We start from the raw sequence: 19625 nt of genomic DNA, 5'->3' as shown, positions 1-19625 counted from the left end.
CACGAGTCGACTGCGCTGAACGGCTCATCGCAGTCTCCGAAAATCACAGCCATTCGCCATCCGTATGGTTTTCCCTGCACTCATCCCAGAGGCCTAGGCACTCTCGGTGCAAACCTCTAAGCTACTAAAATCTTGTGATAAAACTGCCAAAAGATCACCGCGAGTAAAGGGCTTTTCTAAAAATACCGCACTATTCAGGCCGGAATCGTTGTCGATTTCGCTGCGAAAACTATCCGCAGCACCGCTGGTAAAAACCGCTTTGACCGCCGGATTAAGCGCACAAATGGCACGCACCATCTCAAATCCATCCCACCCAGGCATCTGAATATCGGTGATGACGAACTCGGTGGGCTGGCGAAAAGAGGCCGCATATCCTTGAATGCGGTTAAACGCCGTAGAAACATCATAACCTTCAAGGCGTAACAGATTAGCGATCGCGCGCGTCAGCCCGTCATCGTCGTCGACCACCAAGATAGTGCCAGGCTTTATATTTGACTCACCCATAACCACTAACCAACCAGTTGAGCAAGGCGTATACCAGCGCTGCCGGGTTCCGTAAGTACGCGAAGTTAAAAGACTCTGACCTTTGAGGCCGGACGCCGCGAGGGAGCAGCCGCAGGGGTTTTCCTGCACTTTTGCGGCGCGGCTTGGGGCCTAACGCTGCGTACTTGGTATAACTTGTTGAAAGAATTGGTAAGATTTAGGAGTGGAGGGCTACGCCACCGGCTGGGCCAAGGGAAGCCCGTTAACGCGCCAATGAAGTTAGAGTCACCCGACTAGGAGTCTGCGCCGCAGAAGCTGGAGCTGTGAGTAAGCCGACAAGGCAAAAAAAGTGCAACGAAGGTAATCACCTTCGTTGGTTACCACTTTTGTGAACGCGTTACGTCGTCATGATTACAAAAACAGCCTCCCGTATGGCTTGTGCACCTCGAAAATGTCTCTGGTTCTATCATTGCAACACCCACATCCGGCGCAGATTGACGGCCAGGCACACCAAGCCCCACTCGCCATCTACTTTTTCGATTCCACGAAAGCTAAATTGACGAAACCCCATCACATGCTTGATCCAACCAAACACCGGCTCCACGATCGCTTTGCGCCGCCGATAGTGCGCTTGGCCTTCTTTGCTACCCAGCCGCTCGGCCATCCGCACCGTAGCCGGATATTCCTTGGGGTTGCTCGCGGCTTGCTTTTTTCCCTCGCGCCCCAAGGCCACCAACCCCTCCATCCCCTTATGCTCTTCCAATTTCACAAAGCTAGCTTCACCGCGAAAACCCGAATCGCCCAACACTCGTTGCGGCAACTCGCCGAAGTTCTCCTTGACCGCTTCCACCATCGGTACCAGGTGCTCGTTGTCGGCCGCGTTATTACCCAGCCCGATGGCCACAATCAACTGACTGTTGGCATCGACCACGGCCTGGGCGTTGTCGCACTGCTCAAAACTCCCACCCATCTTCATGATCCGAGACTGGGGATCGGTGAAGTTATCTTGAGCTTTGTCCTCGGGTACCCCAAACGGTCGCTTGAACGGCCGCCCAGCGCCATCTCCACGGCGCTGCCCATCCTCGGGGTGGCGCCCGTTTTTGCGGTCCGCTTCGGCTTGGCGCTCTTCGAGCCGCGCCTTGGCCGCTTGAATCTTGGCCAAACGATCGTGTCGTCTCTTGAGCTCCTCGGGCAGAGGCTCTTCTCCCTGACCATCCTTGCCGTATTGCGCATCTTCCTGAGCATCGCTCTGTTGCGCTCTGTTCATCAGCTCTTCGATCGCTTCTTTGAGTTTTTGCTCTTGTTCTTTCATGCGCTCGTAGCTCATCGCCTTCGAAACTCACAGATAGTTCGGTGCGAGGGAAAATTCCCCGCTCCCAAAAACCGAAACGCTACATCCTCGTAAAGCTTGCGCCCCAGCTTGCGCGACGAGAAAACTCCACTCGAATACCCGTACACCAACACCTTCACCATCAGCGCTGGATCGTAGGGCTGATTACGCCGCCCATCGCCTTCGTAGTGCGCATAAAACTTACCCAGGTCCAACCGATCAATGATCTCACTGACAAAATACACCAAATGATCTTCAGCCAACCACTCCGATGGAGACGGCGGCAGCAAAAACCTTTGATCTGGTTCGTAGGGAAGAAAGGATGTCGGCATCTCCACCTCACTCGCAGCACAACATTGCTTTTCCTTATACGCGCTTCCCGATCAGAGACAAGAAAATTTTTCTGCCGCCCAGACTCCTAGCTCGCCAGCGCGACTTTAGTCTTCTTAAAATCTTCGGCCCGCAGGTCGTCCTTTTTCAGCAAGTCATAGAGATCGGCGCGATATTTCCCCGCGAGCTTTGCCGCCTGACTAACATTGCCTTCGGTCAGCGACAGCACCTGAACCAAGTAATTTCGCTCAAACGCGTCGCGCGCATCTTTCAACGGCCGCAAGCGCTCATCGCCGCCGGGCGTCTGTTCCGGTGTTCCTTGACGCGCGCCGTTGGCAGGGGCCGGCTTAGTGCGCAGGATATGGTCTTCGGTGATGATCTCTTTTGGGGTCATCGCAACGGCGTACTCGATGGTATTTTCCAGCTCGCGCACGTTTCCCGGCCATTCGTGGAACATCAACTTGCTCAACGCCTCGGGCGCCAAGCCCTTGACCTCTTTTTTCATCTGCTGGCCGCACTTTTTTAGAAAACGCTCCACCAGCGGCACGATGTCTTCCTTGCGCTCGCGCAGCGGCGGCAGATAGATCGGGATCACATGGATCCGGTAGAAGAGATCGTCGCGGAATAGGCCCTTTTTCACTTGCTCGGCGAGATCTTTATTGGTGGCCACGATGACCCGCACGTCCACTTCGATGGGCACCTCGCTGCCGACCGGATAGAACTGCCGTTCTTGCAACACGCGCAGTAGTTTCGACTGCGTGGCCAGAGGCATGTCACCAATTTCGTCGAGGAAAAGCGTGCCATGGTGCGATTGGGTGAACAAACCCCGGGTGCTCTTTACGGCGCCGGTAAAGGCGCCTTTCTCATGGCCGAAGAGCTCACTCTCGAGCAGGGTCTCCGGCAGCGCTGCGCAGTTGAGCGCGACAAACGGCGCCTCTCGGCGATCGCTGGCCAGATGAATCGCCTTAGCCACCAACTCTTTGCCGGTGCCGCTTTCGCCGTGGATGTAAACGGTTGAATCGAGCTTGGCGATGCGGCTGACGACGTCGAGCACGCCGCGCATCTTGGCGCTGCGCGCAACAATATTGGAGAAATCGTAGCGTTCTTCCAACAACCCCTTGAGCCGCTTAATCTCCGAATTGAGCCGCCGGTGCTGAATCGCGCGCTCGATCTGCAGCAAAAGGTCGCGATGCTCAAAAGGTTTGGTCAAATAGCTGTGTGCGCCGCGGCGCATCGCCTCCACGGCGTTTTCGATACTGCCGTGGGCCGTGAGAATGATGGTTGGGATTTCGGGATTGATCGCGTGGCAGGCTTCCATCAGCGAGATGCCATCGCTCCGGCTGAGCGTCAAATCGATCAAAAACAGATCGAAGCCTTGCGACTTGACAAGCGACAACGCCTAATCTTCGCTCTCCGTGGCGGCAACGTCGTAGTCCGCCGCTTCGAGGCGCATTTTGATCAGCTCCAGTAGATTGGTGTCGTCATCGACGACTAGAATTTTGCCCAACAACATGGCGCTTTTCATCTCCCTCGGTCGCGTTTTTTCTGCTCAATCTCAATATCAACCTGTCGTGATTTTTCAATCACGAGACGAGTTTTTTCGACTTCCTGACGCATCCGATCGAGCTCCGCTTTGCGTCGTTCGCTCTGCTGCCGATACTTCTCGGCTTCCTGCCGAATTCTTTCTACCTCCTGCCGCGAATCTTCAGTCGATTGTTTGGAAACTTCGGTCTCCTGTTTAGATTTCCGCGTCTCGTCAATCAGGTTGATCCAGGCCTGTCCCTGATGCCGCCAGGGACTTGCCGGATAGTCGTTGACGACTTGTTTGAAACTGTGGAGAGCCTTTTGGGGGTTGCGACCGCTGTTGTAGGGAAGGACATAAATGACGCCGATATTGTAGAGCGCCGCGTCGCTCGGCTCGCGATCGCGAGCGAGCGTCAACACCTTCTCAAATTCTTTGATCGAGGCGTCGTACTCCGAGCGGATCAACAGCGATTGCCCCTGCGCCAGCGACTCGCGGATATTCTCGCGTTCTTGCCAGGTCTGCACCCAGTTGCAACCGGGCAGCAGCATCAGCAAGGCAAGACAAAGACAAATCGACTGCCATGCCCCAATTGACTTTCGGCCCATATCTCTCCACCGTGAGACTTAACAATACTCTTAGCGATCGCCAATCCCAAGCCGGTGCCTTGGCGCGTCAAGACGTTCTTACGCTCGCCCTGATTGAACTTCTCAAAGATAGTCGTAAGACTCTCGGCCGGTATGCCCGGTCCGGAGTCTTTCACAGAAATCTCCAATTTGCCATCCACTGGGCGCGCCGCCACCTGCACCTCACCGCCCTTCGGTGTGAACTTTACCGCATTGCCGATTAGGTTGCGCAGCACCAGCAAGATCCTTTCGGGATCGAGCTTGACCGCGGGCAGCGTGGTTTCGATCGCGCTATGCAGTTGGATCTGCTTGGCTTCGACCAGCGGGGTTATCTCCGAAATCGCCCGCCGCACCAGCGGATCGACATGGGCCACTTCAAACTCGTAGCTCATCATGCCCGCTTCCATTTTGGAAAAATCCAAAAGCGAATTGACCAGGCCGATCAGGCGATTACTCTCCTCGGCGAGGATCGTCAAGAGCTTGCGCTGTTTATCGGTGGTCTCACCGCCGACGCCGTCAAGCAGCAGGCCGGTCCCTTCTTTTATCGAAGTAAGCGGCGTGCGCAGCTCGTGCGACATGGTCGCAAAAAAATCGGATTTCATGCGGTCCACTTCTTTTAACCGCTGGGCCATTGCGTTCAGCGCAACGCCGAGATCGCGGATTTCCGGCGGCGAAGCAATCTTCAACTGGCTCTCGAATTGGCCTTGAGCGATTTCCCGTGTGCGCTTTTTCAGCAAGTTCACCGAGCGCGTGACGCTGCGCGTCATGATCCAGGCAAGCAAGACCGCCAGCATCAAACAGGCGGCACCTAGGGCTATGGCAAATTCGGTGGCTTGATCGGCCGCTTCCGCCAGTTGTCGCACCTTGCCGGTGGTCGCCCGCTGCTGATCGGAGCGCAGCCGTTCCAGAGCCGCAAGCATGGCGTCAGTTAATTTGTCTTTTTCTTCTTTGAATTGGTTCTGCGGATAAGCCCGGTTGGCGCGCAAAAGCTTCGATTCCTTGCGTACCAAGGCATCGTAGCTTTGGTGATCGGTGGCCACTTGCACGAGCGCATCGCGAGCCACCGGATTGTTGAGCGCGCGCGCCCGCTCCAAGAGTTTGTTAAAATCGTCGTTGAGCCTCAGATACTGCTTGAAGAGGCTCTCATCCCTGCTGATGGCGAACTTTCTTTCATAGCGATTCTGCGACAGCAATAAGTCGCCCAACGATTTTTCGTATTCAAGAATCCGGTTGTCAGTCTCCAGAATCGATCCGGCGATACGGTTGAACTGGCTCAGCTGGAAGATCATCGTCGCGCTGACCGCCGCGATCAACAGAAAGATGATCAGGTAACTGAAGGTTAGCCGAGAAAACAAGCTCAGTCGCACGGTCGTCGATCCTGCGTCCTAGCTGGAGCTTAGGCCGCGCGCCAACCGCCGCGGCTCAACCAGATCTTCCTCCTCAGCGTCCGCCACCATCAACTTCTGGCCAAACCGGTCGAGCCGTTTCTCCGCCGTCTGGTAGCTCGTCTGAGCATGACCGAGATGTTTGCCGAGTATGGCAAAATCTTCGCGCAGCCGGGCAAAGTCACCTTGCAACCGGCTCAAGCCGTTGAGAATTTCACCGGCGCGTTCTTCGATGCGCAGGCCTTTGAGCCCCAAAACGATGGCTTGCAGATAGGCGTAAAGGCTATTGGGCGAAACCGGCACCACCCGTTTGCTGAGGGCGTATTGGCTCAGACTTTTCTCGCCGCTGGCGTCATCCTTGATAATGGTTTCGTAGTAAACGTTTTCCGCGGGAATATACATCAGAGCAAAGTCGTAGGTGCCTTCATCGGGCAAAATATATTTCGCCGCGATAACGTCGATATGCTTGCGCACGTCGGCGCTAAATTGCCGCTTGGCCTGGGCCTGCTCTGTGTCGCTGCCCGCCGCCAACGTTCGTTTGAAGTTTTCCAATGGAAACTTCGCGTCCACTGGCACTAGCGCCGGTCCGAGGCGAATCACGGCGTCGACTTTTTCGCCGCTGCTAAACGCGTGCTGCAATGCGAAATGTTTGGACGGCAGAGTTTGCGCCAGCAGATCTTGCAAAAAATATTCACCCAAGCCGCCGCGCAACTTGGGCGCGCGCAGGATGTCTTGCAGCGACGCGATGTCTTTGCCGACTTCGTAAATCTTGCGGTTGGACTCCTCCAGGCCGCCCAGGCTGCGTTGCACGTTGCCGACCACGCGCGCGGCGTTGTCGAGGCGCTCGCCTAAACTACTCTGCGCGTGATGGAGCGCCGCGGCATTCTCGCTCAGCCGTTCGTTCACCTGGCCGAGCCATTGGCCGAGCTGCTGCTGCAGGAGCTGCGCGTTGGCCGCCAACGACTGGCCCACGTGGCCGCGCAGCTGCTCGATTTGTTGCTGCATCAATAGCAACGCTGCGTCCGCCGGCTGGTTGCGCAACGTCTCCTGCCAGCGGCTAAAAAAGAACCAGCCCGCCAAAAACAGACCGAGCAGAAACAGCAGAATAAGCGAGAGTGGATAGAGAAAGTCCACGCCTTACCCTGACGGCGCTAAAGGATTCTAAGGGCGTACTCGAGTATTTCGCTGAGCTTGCGAATTTGCGTCGCGCGCATCGAACGTTCAGCGCGCGGCGAGGAGAAATAGTCGGCGATGCTTTTTTTTAGGCTGCCTTCGAGCAACTGCACGCAGTGCTCCTTCTCGGAGCGGCGCCGGCGCGCTTGATGTTTTTCCGCGAGTTGAACAAGTTGGCCCATAGCAAACTCAAAGTATGGACCTCACCCGAAAATTGTCAAGAGGATTTGCCTTGCAGCCCCCGCAGTGCATCCCAATGCATCGTCAAACTGCAGGTCGGCGCGCGCCGCGGAAAGAAACGTTAAATCTTCCTGAAGCCGTGGCCGATATGATATAGGAGGCTCGTATGATCCTAGCGCTTCCGCTGTTCCTCTTACTCCTTTTCGGCCCAACGTTGGCCGGCGCGGCAGAGTATTATCGCTGGGTCGACGATCAAGGCAACGTTCATTTCACCGATAACCAGCACAACATCCCGGAAAAATTTCGCCAGCGCACCGACCGCTATCAGGCTCCGGAAAACAAAACCCCTGCGCCGCCTCCACCTAAAACCAAAGCCTCGATTCCCTTTGAGAAGCAGGGCTCCGTGGTGGTAGTCGACGCCACGTTAAACCGCAAGACGACCACCAAACTGGTGGTCGATACCGGTGCCAGCTACACCATGATATCGAGCGCCACGGCGAAAGAGTTGAACATCGACGCCGGCCGCGCTCAGCGCCCCGCCCCCTTTCAAACCGCCAACGGCACCATTCAAGCGCCGCTCGTGAGCCTGGATTCGATTACCGTCGGCGGCATCGAAATTAAGAACCTTACCGCCGCCATTCACGACATTCAGACCGACAGCCGCATCGCCGGCCTGCTCGGACTCGACTTTCTCGCCAACTTCCGCATGGACATCGACACGCAAAGAGGCGTGCTCCATCTAGAGAAAAAATAGTTCCGTTCAAGCGCGATAAAAAAAGGCGTGCAGATCACCGCGCCCCTTTCATTTTGGCTACTGCCGGTTGTCTAGCCGTTGGAATTCGTTTCAACCGATCTCCGAGTCGACTCGAAACCCTAAACCCGGAACTCGAAACCGCTCTGCTACGCGCGTCCCCACGCTTCGAAGAAATGGCGTGCATCCTCCACCGGGTCGACGACCGGCACGTAGGGTATCACCATGCGCGTCACGCCGACTTCTTCGAAGGCCTTCATGCGCTCTTTGATCTCACGCACGTCGCTCGCCGGCACCACCGGCAGCTTATCCATATACTCATCGGTCAACGCGCCCATGGCAGCTTTGAAACCGCCTTTTTGAAACGCCTCATGGATCGCGCTCACTTCTTTGTCAAAGCCCATGCCGCGCAGCATGTCGCTGTAATGATCGGCGATGTTGTAAAACGTCAGCACCTGGCGCAGCTTCTCGCGCGCCTTCTGTTTGTCGGCATTGAGCGAGACGCGCGACTTGGCGACGATTTCGATCTTGCTCGGGTCGCGCCCGGCTTCGCGCGCCCCTTCGTGCACCCGCGCGACAATTTCTTTTACCTTCGCCGGCGTCGCCATGTTGATAACGATGCCGTCGGAAATTTTGCCGACTAGTTTGGTCATCTGCGGGCCGAGGCCGGCGAGATAGACTGGCACGTTGGGATAACTCGGCTTCCATGAGAGCTGAAAACGCGTGCCGGTGTTGTAGATTTCGCCCTCATACTCGGTGCGCTCACCGGCGGCAACCTTGCGCACGACATCGATGTACTCGCGGGCGCGTTTCAATGGGCGATCGAACACGCCGCCGTGCCAGCCGGCGATCGCCTTGTTGGCAACACCCAATCCCAAAAGCAAGCGCCCGCCCGATAGGTCCTGCAGCGTCGCCGATTGAATGCCCAGAGTGACCGGACTGCGGCCGTAGATATGATAGATCGCCGTGCCGAGCTGGATCCGTTTGGTGCGGCTCGCCACTGCTGAGAGCATGACGAACGGATCGGTGCTATTCGACTCACCCTTCCAGAATGCGCCAAAGCCGACTTGCTCGGCCAGTTCGATCAACCCGGGAACTCGCTCAGCCGGATAATGGGCTGCGGAATTTATTTCAACGTCAAAAATCATCGCGTTCCCCTTGAACTAATGAATCTTTGAAGCCTTGAACGATCGATAACCTCGCAACCTAGCCAGAGCCCCCGTCCAAGTCAAACCAAAGGAAGCGTTACTCTGACGCCTTCGCTGGAGGGGTTTCAGCGGATACCGACTAGCGCTGCGTCGTCTGGGCTTTTTGCAGCAGCTGGTCGAGCTCCTTCTTCAACGGTGCCGTGCGGCTCATGAACTGGTCCAGCGATCGCGCCGGCAGAAAGCGCGCGTCCATCGGCTTGACCACCCCGGAGTATTCCATCACGGTGCTAAACTTCTCGCGGTTGGCATACTCGGTAATCGCGCTGACGCCGATCACCGCCATGCTGACGAGTAACCCGGCGTAAAGGCGTGAGGTCCAGCGCATCCCCGAGGCGTAGCTCAGATGGGCGAAAACACTGACGGCAAGGATCGCCGCCGAGCCAAATACCGATGCCGCCCAAACGGCGTGGCTGTTGGGCACTAAGAACTCCAACCATTCGGAGCTCTCGTTAAAGAATAACGACACCAGCATCGCGGCGCAGGTGATCAGAAAATGCTGCGCATAATAGAGGCGGCCGAAAACGATTCGGCTAACGAAGGACCAGATACCGGCCCACACGGCCATCATCGATATCGCTACCAACGGCTCGGTGATCACGCGCAGCACGGTCACGCGATCGATGTTGGCGAGAAAGAAGTCCAACGCCAATGCCAGCAGCACGACCACTCCAGCGGCCAGAGCGATATACGGAGAAGCCAGCCGGGAAAACAGATCGATGCGATCGATCTGCGTCGCCGCCACCGGCGTCACCGCCGTGCAGTAACGCAGGGTGGTGTGGCCGATGCGAAACTTGCCGCCGGAGTGGAGCGGCAGATTTTTGACCGTTTTGCCATCGTCCGCCGTGCGCAAGCCGTTGACGCTGCCTAGATCGTCGACGACCAGACGACCCATCTCACTTTGCGTGATCGTCACATGCTCCGGACAAACGTAGGGATCGTCGAGAATGATTTGATTGGTGTAGCCGCGTCCGATGGTCACCGGAAACGCATCGATCGGGTGGCGCACGCTGACGCGGCCTTTGGGATCGAGGATTTCGATGTATCCTAGCGGCGCCATTTGATCGCCTCCAGGTAACGCCGCGCCAGCGCTTCGACGTTATCGTAGCTCACGCCCGACAGGCTCAACGTCGAAATCAAGCCGGCGTTGCGCGACCCCACCGGCGCCACCCGCAGCATGGCATCGAACAAGCCCGGCAGTTTGATGTACTGGCGCGCGCACAGCGCACTGCGCACTTTACCGCCGCTCAGAGCGACATTGCGCGTCTCACAGCGAAACGAAGTGACTTCTTCTTCGTTGCCGATCATGCCGATTTTGCCGGCCTGAAGCTGCCCCCCGTACAGTGAAAAAAACCGCATGGGATTGAGCTCTCCGGTCGACAACAGTTGATGATTGAAGCGCACGATGCCGGAGGACTGCTCCGCCGAGACGAAAATATAGTCATCGGTGGAACAATCGTGGTTCACCACCGCATAGGGCAGATCCTTGCGCCGCACCGCGTCGGCCCAGCAGCGGAAAAACGGCGCCGGTTTGGTCGGCAGCTCATAGGGACCCAGCGCCAGCGTTGGCATAGCTCCGACGAAGGTCTTTGCCAAGTAGGAGGATTGATAAGCGTGGATCTGCCGGCCGACCTCCGGCAGAAAGCTCGCTGCCGTCCGGCTGTCGACTTTGGCCGTGCGCTCCAACAGCGCAATCGCCCGCTCCACCGGCACTAGGAAACTGATCTGTTCGCCCTGAGTGCTGACATTGATGCCGACCACCGAGCCCGCCTGCGTCACTGTGGGACCGCCGCTCATGCCGGGATTGATCGAACCGCTAAAGAGAATTTTCGGATAGAGCGTGTGCTGCAGCAAACCATTGTAGGTGCCTTCGACAATCGTCAAACCGAGATCGCGCGGATGGCCCAGCGAATAGAGCCGTGTCCCCTGTTGAATCTGAATCGGCGCCAACTGCAAAAACCCCTTGTGCGCGCGCGGCGCGTGCAGCACCGCGAGATCGTAGACGACGTCGACGCCCAGCACGGTCGCCTGACTGGTCTGCCCGCCGGTGTTGGTAATCTCAATTCGGTAGCGCTCCGGCGAATGGATCAGCTTTGAAACCACGTGATAGTTGGTGACAATGCGCGCGGCAGCGTCGGCGTAGAAACCGGTGCCGATGGTCGCCTTGGCCGCCGAGCCGGTCTCGACCACTTCGATCTTGACGACATGTTCGGAGAACTGGCGAAAAATATCCGGCGTGGTGGTTTGTTTGTCTTGGGCCAACGCCATCGAAGAAAACAGCGCGGTCAGAAAACTAAAGAGCGTTGCGCTTAAAATCCCAATTAACCCCCCTTTGAAAAAGGGGGGAAGGGGGGATTTTCTTCGAGACGCGTAAGACGAATTCCCCTCAATCCCCCTTTTCCAAAGGGGGAAGCTCGTCACCGAACTCTTCATTGTTGCGACAATCCCTAAAATCATATGACCGGTGATGGCCTGACTTGCCAAAAACACACCTGCGCCATGCCCATAACCTTGGGATCGCTCGAATCGCTGAGCAAGCTCAACAAGCCGCTCATCGCTTGCCCCAACGTATCGAAGCCCGGCTTTTTGGCGTAGGGGCCGGTCTGGCCAAAGGCGGAGATCGAGCAGTAAATCAAACCGGGATTGGTTTCGCCCTCCGGCGGCGATTCGATCTTGATCACCCGCGCGCCGAGATCGGCGAGCAGCGCGGTCGCGTACCGACCAGTGACGAACGTTGCGCATTCGACTACCGTGATATGGTCGAGAATTTTGACGGGCATATCGGGACCCGGCTAATCTTCCACGGATCCGGTTCGCTTGCAACGCGCGATCGCGCACACGGTGTAGCGATCGGCGATGTTGCCGCGCACACAACGAAACAGAGTCCAAGGCTCTGACAACTCAGAGCGCGATTTTGCCTTTGCGACCTCGAGAAAACTTCCCGCTCAGCGCGGCGCCATTAGCACCTCATCCCGCGGAAAGTAATCCATAATCTCGGCGCCGTTCTTGGTCACCACCAACATGTTTTCCAGCCGCGCGCCGCCGACGCGGGTTTCGCCTTCGCGCGATTCGACGGCGAGGGTCATGCCTTCTTCGAAAACTTGCGGATGGTCGAACGACCACAAACGGTTGATGATCGGAATATCGTAGCCGGTGTTGGTGCCGAGGCCGATGCCGTGGCCAATTTCGCTGGCGAGTATTTCGACTTCGCTCTTGTAGCCCCACTTGGTCGCCGGCGGGAAATGTTTGGCCGCATCCGCCGTGGTTTTGCCCGGCTTGATTTCGGAGATGACGAGATCCAAGCGCTCGCGCACCTGCTTGTACCAGTCTTGTTCCTTCGCCGTCGGTTTTCGGCCGACGATGAAAGTCCGATAGGTGCAGCTGCCGTAGCCCATGTAGGTCGCGCCGCAGTAGGAGCCGTAAACCATGTCGCCAAATTGAATCACCCGGCCGGTCGCATGCGGGCCGCGATCGAACGTCGTCGGTCCGGTGCGCCAACCGCCCGGCACCGGCCCTTCCAAGCCCATTGCAAAGCCGGCTGCCGATGCGATGCGCATCAGGTCCGTGTCGCGGATGCCCGGCTTCAGGTTTTCCCAAACGCGATACCAAACGCCATCGACCATGGCAGCGCAGGTTTTCAGGCAAGCAATCTCGTCTTGGTTCTTGATCATGCGCGCTTCGAGCATGATGTTGCGCGAGTCGACGATATTTTTGACGCCGGCGTTCATTAACGCCTCGCGCGCGTTGCCGTCGAAACTGCCCAAGGCCAATTTCTCCCCGAGCAAGCCGCGCTTTTCTAGCTCGGCTTTGATCTCGACGGCAAAAGCTTTCGCCTCATCGGCGCAGGCTTCCGGCCCCGGCGCGCCGGAAAGCCACGAGTGCGCCGGCCGCCACTCTTTGATCCATGGGCACTGATCCGGCATCTGATGATAGTAGCCATTGTGCTCGTACATCACCGGATCGTGCTCGGCGAAAAACAACACGTAGCGGCACATCGGATAAACAAAACCGCGCAGCGCCGTGAGATAGCGAATATTATGATGATTGGCTTCGAGCAGCGCGGCGACGCCATGTTTTTTCATGATCGCCTGCGCGCGCGCCACGCGCTGCGTGCGCATGCGCTCGGTGTTCAGTCGCTCTTGCCAGTCGGCGCTTTCGGGACCGAAGGTTAGTTTGGGAGAGTATTGGACCATCGCGGATCTCCTCGGGCGAAGATTTGAAGCCGAACTTATCCGTAAGGCGCCGGCGCTTCAACCTCGAAGACCGGGCTTGCTCGCTTGATCACAACTTCATGGCCTGGCTGGAATCGATTCGATTTATTTTCACTCAGAAACGCGGCGCCAAACAGATCGTCAGCAAATACACCCGCAACACCAATGACGTCGACCTCGAAGAAGCATGGAACACCTTAGCGACTCAGACCGATGTCCCACCCTACGTCTCGATCACGCAGCTAGAAGGACAGACGAATATGATGGCCGAAGACCAACCGGACTTGGCGAAGTTCGAGGCCAAAACGATGGTCGATAAGAGCGTGATCAAAAAGCTGGAAGATTCGGGCTGGACCAAGAAGCTCTTCGCGAAATAGAAAACGAATTATGAAAGCGGAAAACAGACCCTGTCCGAAATTCATCCTTCGGCTTTCATAATTCATCCTTGTCTCTATTTCCCCGCGTCGGCCATAATGCTCAAATCGACGATGTTCTCCGCTTTCAAATTCTTCGCCGCCGGCACCGTTGGGACCAATGAATCAATAGCGTAGCGCAACCCATCCATTGGGATCGTCGGGTAGGGCTCTAAGAATTTTCCTGAGTTGAAACGGTAGTTCTCTTCGATCAGCGCCTTGTCTTGCAGACGCAGGTACTTGGCCAAAACTTTCTTGCTCAACTCCGGATCTTCTTGAATCTTTTTCACGCTCGCCGCCAGCGCTCGAACAAAGCGCACCGCCACCGGCCGACGCTCTTTCAAAAACTGGCGGCGCATCGCGCTCATATTGCCGACCACGGGGAAATTGAGACTCTCTATGTCGAGAATAGTTTTAAAGCCGTCTTTTTCCAGGCTCATGGCAAAGGCCGGATTCAGAATCGTCGCCGCTACCCGGCCATTTTTCAGCGCCAGGGAGCGATCGGCCTGGCCGCCGGTAGAAATCACCCGCACGTCCTGATCGGCATTCATGCCAAATTTTTTCAACGCCAACCGCACGTAGAAGTGCGAGACATCATGGATGCGCGCGATGCCGAGCAACTTGTTTTTGAGCTGTTCGACTTTGTCGATGCCCGGCGCGGCGACGATGCGATATTGCATGCGATTGTAAATGCTGGCGATGAATTGCAAGTCGGCGCCGCCGGCGATGGCGCCGATCACGTTGTGCGGAATGCAATAGACCAGATCGATTTCGCCAGACACGAGCGAAGCCACGGAGGGGTTGCCTTGAATCCAGATTTGCTCGACGTCGAGCCCCTCACGAGCGTAGAACCCTGCGTCCTGAGCAAGCCACAAAGGCAAGATCGCCCCGCCGATGTAGCAATTGCTGACCCGCAGTTTGTCCGCCGAAAAGCCGGGTCTCACCAGGCACAAAAAACCTAGCGAGAGGAATAAACTTAACCAGATCGTTCTTTGCGCAGACTTCATAGAGCATGGACATTACCTCGCGCTCTCATTCCTATCAAGCCAGTCTGGAATTGAGAGAAAAAATATGGCATCATTTTATTTGTTCCCACTAACGATGAGGTCGTCGCAAGCGCGCCGTGGGCGCGCTCGTGTGATCGTGTATCATTAATTTCTTTAACAAGGAGTTTCATGAACGCAGTGGAGCTTGAATCGTTTGCCACCCACCAGATCAAACCTAGCGATTGGTTTCACACCATGGGCTTGTCTCAGCACGCCGACGCCCGCGATATCGACGGCATCATCACCGCGCCCGACGCGGCCAACGCCGCCTACTTGTCTCTCTACGGTGCAATCAAACGCTCTTATCCCAACGATACCGCGCGCTGGCTCCAAGTGGCCAGCAAACTCGACGCCTTCCTCGCCGATCTGCACGCCGACCCGGAAAGGCGCATGCGCCACTGCTGGATCCCCGATTCGCGCTTCAACCGCATCGCCCGCGCCAACGACCACCGTGATTTTACAAGGGAAGAGGCGACTTGGCTGCTCGAATCGATTGGCGAGTAGACTCCGCAGCCCGGAGAGCCGCGCCGCGTTGAGTGACCTCTGAAAAAATTATTTTCGTTGTGTAACTTTGCCGCGCCTGAAACAACAAGCAGAACTTGTAGTGGCTGGGGAATCGACGCCGTGACTGCTTGGTCACACACCTGGGTAGCGTCGATAGAGATAGACAAGAATAACAGTGCCCAATCCTACCACTGTCATGAAAACAATTTGCTGGCGCGGCGCGGGCGATAACATCAGGGCGCCTAGCAGTACGGCGCCAATGATTACGAGCGCGATGTAGGCATGAGCGAAAGCAGAAACCGCTTTTACGGGCCGATGCTCAGGAGCGAGCCTCTGCACGATCAGCGCCGCGTGCAGCACCGCGTGGCTCGCGAGCCATAACCAAAGACTACCGGCGAGCCATGCGTCGAGTATCGACTCGCCGCCCATGCCGGTACCGAACATGGCAGCAACCAACGCGGCCAACACGAGGGTGGGCAGTTTTCGTCTCCAGCGACTCGCGACCCACTTTGAGCGCGCAACGCTGCCAGCGACGGCGAGGGTCGCTTGCGTAGTGCCGCGAAACAGCAGGTTCACCGCGGCGCAGGTTCCGGCGATTCCCACGCTACCCATGAGCCAACGGCCGTGCTCGCCGAAAATCGTTTTGGCTACGAGCATATGCGGCAGGCTGCTTTCCGCGAGACGCAACGCGGCAACATGCTGAGCCGACACCCATCCCCAAAGCAATAAGCCGATCGCCGATAGCATGAGCCCGGCGATCCACCATACCGTCGGCGGTCGCCAGGAGTGGCTTAGATAAACTGCCAGGTCAAATCCGAGGAATAGGGAAAAGGCGTTGACACCGATCGCCATCGAGCTGTGACTGGGCACCACAGCCGGGGTCTCTGCCAACGGCGTTGCGGGCATCAGCAAACCAACCGCGACCAACGTCAGTAAGCCGAGCATGGCCACTGCCAGAAACGTCCCTTGGAATATGATCCAGATTCTTTCGTTCGCTAGATTGATGACGGCAAGGCAAGCAAGCAGCAAAAACGAAAAACCCAGATTGGGAAACCAGCGGACAAATACTTCGTTGAACGTGTAGCCTGCGGTCACCAGCAAAGCGGTCGATCCAACCACAGCCATGGGCCAGCGCGCCATCAATGGCAGCGCCGCCCCGGCGAGCTCGCCACACAAGCTGCCGATCAGCCGCGACTCGCTCGTCGGGCCGGGAAAAAGCCGCGCAGCCCGACCGTATGTGACCGCGGTGCAAGCGTGCATGACGGCGGCGAGCACGATAACTAGAAGAAATCTATCGCCCGTGCTGCCGACCAAATTGCCCAAGACTGTGAGAGACGCAGGTGAGAGCGCAAACGCTAACCCGCTCCCGATGGCGATGACGGCAGCGACAGCCATAGGTCGAGGAGATTTTTGCTAGGCCTAAAATGGTGGAAGAAACGCCCAGCCCGACTAACCGTTGCGCAGCAGCTATGTGTCGAAGCTAGAGATCGAGCGGGGCGTCGAGGCAAATGCACCTCGGCCCCGCTCGTGCTACCGACTATTTGGGATCGACCGGAAGCTTGGCTCTGAACCATTCATGCCAACCTCCCTTGAGAGCATATGCTTTAGCAAAACCGGCGTCGCGCAGTTGTTGTGCCGCACGGGCACTTGTAAATTCGTCGGGTCAAGCACAGTAAAATACGAAGGTCGTTTCCTTCTTGTGCTTTTTCGTCAGCGTAGCCACGTTTTCCTGCGGCACGCGCACTGCCTTGCTGATCTTGTGCTCGCTGGCCCCCCAGTCCTTTCCAGTTCTCACGTCCACCACAACCACGTCGGCTTTGCCCAGCTGCTTTTGCAAAGCCTCTTTCGTGATTGTGATGTCGTCCGCATGGGCGACATGGGCCGCGAGCACCATCAGGCACGCGACCAGAGTAGATAAAAGTCTGATTCTCATGAGTAACCTCCTTGCAACGTAAAACCATTCAATCCAATCAAAAGTTCCCGTTGATTGCAATGAAATACGTTTCGCACTGGGCGAAGCCGGCTTGCGAAAACACATCGCCGATTCCCTACCGGACCTTGATCGAGCGCTCGACTTCGCGCTGCGCCATCTTGCGTTTCAAGGTCTCGCGTTTGTCGTAGAGTTTTTTGCCGCGCGCCAGGCCAAGCTCGACTTTGGCGAAGTCGGTGGCCTAGCTGAGAACAGGTTACGTTGTCGGCGATATTGTTGTGCCAGGTGACGGAAAAGGGGTCGGGAGTCTTTTACGCACATGAAAGCCGCGGCGCGAGCGGACCCTAAAGCACGGCGATCGTCTGGAGCTTACAACGGCGCGCCGCCGCGAGCTGGCGCTCGTCGGCGCTAACGAATGGCAATGGCGTACCGAGCGAATGCTGTATCATAAGCGCGGAGGCTAGGTGAATGGCATCCAGCGTTCGGACACTATACTTTACAACTGTGTCTTCGGCTTTGGTCAAAACTTGCGGCACCGTTTCGACTAACTGCCAATATGATCGGTCGGTTTTTACGCGAGCCAGGATCGCATGATAGTTTGGCCTCGTGATTTCGCCTTGTCGATAACGCCGTTGCACGGCCGAATGGAGCTCGATCGGGGTTATCGCTGAGGAAAGAAATTCGTAAGCAGCGAGCAATTGTCGAGCCTGTGTCGAACCGGCTTCTTGGACGTAGTTCTTGACCAGGGTGCTGGTATCGAAGTAGGCAAGACTCATCGCTCGTCGCGCTCTTCGCTGATTGTCTGGGCGATCGATTTACCCTTCATACGCACAGGCGAGCGCCCTGTGGGCATGGGTCTTTCACTCTTGGGGCCGCACCGTAGGACTCCCTCCACTTCCAATCGGCGCAGGGTGGCACGCGCATCTTCCTCGATCGCCAACGGCTTGATCACGGCGATCGGCTTGCCGCGCTCGGTTAGAACTACATCCTTGCCCGATTTCACAGCCTTGATCGCTTTGGAAAATCGCTGATTGGCTTCTCTCAATCCCATTTGCATTGAACTCGCCTTACTTGTAGTGATGTCACTACGTTAACTGCTTTCCAGAGCGGGGTCAAGGGTATGCGGGGAAACTTGAGTGTCAGGTGCGTATTCCGTGCCAAACCGGCCAGCGATTCCGCTGCAAAACGGCCACCCGTTCCGATCGAAATCGGCCACCGTTACGGAGCAAACCGGCCACCCTGTTTAGGGTGAGCTAAGCCGCAAAGTTCGGAGGAAATAATAACTGTCCTATTAAAGGTTTATCCGAAACTATCCGACCCTTTGCGCCTTCGCGCCTTTGCGGGAGATACTCCGACTCTTTTGCGTACCCTTGGCGGGAGACAACCTGCGCGGAAGGAATTGCAGAAGAAAAGTTAGCTATCGGACCTTGATCGCCCGTTCGACTTCGCGCTCGGCATTTTTGCGCTTCAGCGTCTCGCGTTTGTCGTAGAGTTTTTTGCCGCGCGCCAGGCCAAGCTCGACTTTGGCGCGGCCGTTTTTAAAGTACATTTTGAGCGGAATCAGCGTCAGGCCGCGCTCTTTGGTTTTGCCGGTCAACCGTTCGATCTCGCGCGCGTGCAGCAGCAATTTACGCCTGCGCGCCGGCTCGTGGTTGAACTGGCTCGACGCGTCGTAGGGGCTGATGTGGGCATTGAGCAAAAAGGCTTCGCCTTTGCGAATCTGCGCGTAGCTGTCGACGAGGTTAGCCTTGCCGTCGCGCAGCGATTTGACCTCGCTGCCGACCAGCACCAGGCCGGCTTCGTAGGTCTCGTCGATAAAATAGTTATGCCGGGCCTGGCGGTTGACGCAGATCGTCTTTTCGCCGTCAGCGGCTTCCTTATTTGCCGTTGCCACGGTTCTTGTCGTCCGGTGTGATCAGGCCGCCGGAGGTGATCAATTTGAGCGCCTCTTCCATGCTCATGTTGAGCGCTGAGACCTCATTGCTCGGGACTAGCAGGTAAAACCCCGAGGTTGGGTTGGGTGTCGTTGGAATAAAAACATTGATCAAAGCCGCTTCGTTGGGTTTTTCCAGTTCGTGCCAGGCACGCCCCATGGCAAAGCCGACAGTAAAAATGCCCTTGCGCGGGTACTCGATCATGACCACTTGACGATTGGTCTGCGATTGGCCGAGAAAGGTCTGCACGAGTTTTTGCACGGCGCTGTAGATACCGCGCACCACCGGAATCCGGCTGAGAACGTTGTCCCACGCAGCAAGAACACGGCGCGTGGCCACTCCCCGGGTTAGCACACCGAGAAACAGAATCAGCAGCAGCGTCACCACGGCGCCAAGACGCGGCACCGGCCCCGGCAAATAGGTGTTCGGATGGAACGCATCCGGCATGACCGCCAACACGCTGTCGAGCAGCTCGATGACCCAGCCGAGAAACCAGAGGGTGATCGCCACCGGCAGGAAAACCAGTAGCCCCGAAAGAAAATAGGCGCGCAGCCTTTCGGTCCAGCGCTGTTTGGGCTTTATCGCCGCGTCTTCTGTCACGC

Annotated in this window: 20 protein-coding genes and 3 pseudogenes; 3 read left to right on the top strand and 20 right to left on the bottom strand. The window is 56.9% G+C overall.

The genetic code is table 11. The annotated features are described in order from the left end of the window. Window positions 1–93: 93 nt before the first annotated feature. The 7 genes and pseudogenes from FJ145_07280 to FJ145_07250 form a co-directional block, all read right to left on the bottom strand. Window positions 94–504: a response regulator gene (locus FJ145_07280; protein MBM4261229.1), complete on the bottom strand. Its 411-nt coding sequence runs from the start codon at window positions 502–504 to the stop codon at window positions 94–96. A 445-nt stretch (window positions 505–949) separates the two neighbouring features. Beyond that, window positions 950–2145, bottom strand: a pseudogene (locus FJ145_07275) (transposase). A gap of 86 nt (window positions 2146–2231) precedes the next feature. Then, a pseudogene (locus FJ145_07270) lies at window positions 2232–3656 on the bottom strand (sigma-54-dependent Fis family transcriptional regulator). A gap of 8 nt (window positions 3657–3664) precedes the next feature. Beyond that, on the bottom strand, window positions 3665–4222 hold the full coding sequence (locus FJ145_07265) for a hypothetical protein (protein ID MBM4261228.1): 558 nt from the start codon (window positions 4220–4222) through the stop codon (window positions 3665–3667). Further along, on the bottom strand, window positions 4216–5658 hold the full coding sequence (locus tag FJ145_07260) for a HAMP domain-containing protein (protein ID MBM4261227.1): 1443 nt from the start codon (window positions 5656–5658) through the stop codon (window positions 4216–4218). The genes FJ145_07265 and FJ145_07260 overlap by 7 nt, the downstream gene beginning before the upstream one ends. Before the next feature lie 18 nt (window positions 5659–5676). Beyond that, a complete protein-coding gene (locus FJ145_07255) occupies window positions 5677–6810 on the bottom strand; it encodes a DNA recombination protein RmuC (protein MBM4261226.1) in 1134 nt (377 codons plus the stop codon). 17 nt (window positions 6811–6827) lie between these two features. After that, the gene (locus FJ145_07250) at window positions 6828–7031 is read right to left on the bottom strand and encodes a hypothetical protein (GenBank protein MBM4261225.1); all 204 of its coding nucleotides are present in this window, start codon (window positions 7029–7031) and stop codon (window positions 6828–6830) included. 164 nt (window positions 7032–7195) lie between these two features. Between FJ145_07250 and FJ145_07245 the strand changes: the two genes are divergently transcribed. Then, on the top strand, window positions 7196–7783 hold the full coding sequence (locus FJ145_07245) for a TIGR02281 family clan AA aspartic protease (protein MBM4261224.1): 588 nt from the start codon (window positions 7196–7198) through the stop codon (window positions 7781–7783). Window positions 7784–7929: 146 nt separating this feature from the next. On the opposite strand, the gene FJ145_07240 is transcribed toward FJ145_07245, so the two are convergent. The 5 genes from FJ145_07240 to FJ145_07220 form a co-directional block, all read right to left on the bottom strand. After that, window positions 7930–8928, bottom strand: coding sequence for an LLM class flavin-dependent oxidoreductase (locus FJ145_07240; protein ID MBM4261223.1), 999 nt, complete (start codon window positions 8926–8928; stop codon window positions 7930–7932). A gap of 139 nt (window positions 8929–9067) precedes the next feature. Continuing rightward, on the bottom strand, window positions 9068–10045 hold the full coding sequence (locus FJ145_07235) for an FHA domain-containing protein (protein MBM4261222.1): 978 nt from the start codon (window positions 10043–10045) through the stop codon (window positions 9068–9070). Continuing rightward, window positions 10033–11469, bottom strand: coding sequence for a trypsin-like peptidase domain-containing protein (locus tag FJ145_07230; protein ID MBM4261221.1), 1437 nt, complete (start codon window positions 11467–11469; stop codon window positions 10033–10035). The genes FJ145_07235 and FJ145_07230 overlap by 13 nt, the downstream gene beginning before the upstream one ends. Next, on the bottom strand, window positions 11439–11765 hold the full coding sequence (locus tag FJ145_07225) for a hypothetical protein (protein MBM4261220.1): 327 nt from the start codon (window positions 11763–11765) through the stop codon (window positions 11439–11441). The genes FJ145_07230 and FJ145_07225 overlap by 31 nt, the downstream gene beginning before the upstream one ends. A gap of 165 nt (window positions 11766–11930) precedes the next feature. Next, entirely contained in the window at window positions 11931–13178 is a 1248-nt protein-coding gene (locus FJ145_07220) for an aminopeptidase P family protein (protein MBM4261219.1), read from the bottom strand. A gap of 98 nt (window positions 13179–13276) precedes the next feature. Here FJ145_07220 and FJ145_07215 point away from each other — a divergent pair, with 98 nt between their 5' ends. Then, a complete protein-coding gene (locus tag FJ145_07215) occupies window positions 13277–13573 on the top strand; it encodes a hypothetical protein (GenBank protein MBM4261218.1) in 297 nt (98 codons plus the stop codon). Window positions 13574–13647: 74 nt separating this feature from the next. Here the strand turns inward: FJ145_07215 and FJ145_07210 are convergent, their stop codons facing one another. Further along, a complete protein-coding gene (locus FJ145_07210; protein MBM4261217.1) occupies window positions 13648–14616 on the bottom strand; it encodes an ABC transporter substrate-binding protein in 969 nt (322 codons plus the stop codon). A gap of 168 nt (window positions 14617–14784) precedes the next feature. Here FJ145_07210 and FJ145_07205 point away from each other — a divergent pair, with 168 nt between their 5' ends. Next, window positions 14785–15159, top strand: a complete 375-nt coding sequence (locus FJ145_07205; GenBank protein MBM4261216.1) for a hypothetical protein — start codon at window positions 14785–14787, stop codon at window positions 15157–15159. Window positions 15160–15291: 132 nt separating this feature from the next. Here the strand turns inward: FJ145_07205 and FJ145_07200 are convergent, their stop codons facing one another. The 7 genes and pseudogenes from FJ145_07200 to FJ145_07170 form a co-directional block, all read right to left on the bottom strand. Further along, window positions 15292–16554: a hypothetical protein gene (locus FJ145_07200; GenBank protein ID MBM4261215.1), complete on the bottom strand. Its 1263-nt coding sequence runs from the start codon at window positions 16552–16554 to the stop codon at window positions 15292–15294. 268 nt (window positions 16555–16822) lie between these two features. After that, window positions 16823–17092, bottom strand: a complete 270-nt coding sequence (locus FJ145_07195; GenBank protein ID MBM4261214.1) for a hypothetical protein — start codon at window positions 17090–17092, stop codon at window positions 16823–16825. Window positions 17093–17207: 115 nt separating this feature from the next. After that, window positions 17208–17321 (bottom strand): annotated as a pseudogene (locus tag FJ145_07190) (SsrA-binding protein). A 112-nt stretch (window positions 17322–17433) separates the two neighbouring features. After that, window positions 17434–17865 (bottom strand): type II toxin-antitoxin system VapC family toxin, encoded by a 432-nt coding sequence (locus FJ145_07185; GenBank protein MBM4261213.1) that lies wholly within the window; start codon window positions 17863–17865, stop codon window positions 17434–17436. Further along, window positions 17862–18146, bottom strand: coding sequence for a type II toxin-antitoxin system prevent-host-death family antitoxin (locus tag FJ145_07180; protein MBM4261212.1), 285 nt, complete (start codon window positions 18144–18146; stop codon window positions 17862–17864). Before FJ145_07180 ends, FJ145_07185 begins: the two co-directional genes overlap by 4 nt. Before the next feature lie 360 nt (window positions 18147–18506). Continuing rightward, window positions 18507–18983, bottom strand: coding sequence for an SsrA-binding protein SmpB (gene smpB / locus FJ145_07175; GenBank protein MBM4261211.1), 477 nt, complete (start codon window positions 18981–18983; stop codon window positions 18507–18509). Continuing rightward, on the bottom strand, window positions 18967–19623 hold the full coding sequence (locus FJ145_07170; GenBank protein MBM4261210.1) for a DUF502 domain-containing protein: 657 nt from the start codon (window positions 19621–19623) through the stop codon (window positions 18967–18969). Before FJ145_07170 ends, smpB begins: the two co-directional genes overlap by 17 nt. Window positions 19624–19625 lie beyond the last annotated feature (2 nt).

This window comes from Deltaproteobacteria bacterium (assembly GCA_016874755.1).
Lineage (GTDB): Bacteria > Desulfobacterota > Binatia > UBA9968 > UBA9968 > DP-20.
Note: the sequence above shows the minus strand (reverse complement) of the source record. Positions and strands in the feature narration are given on the sequence as shown.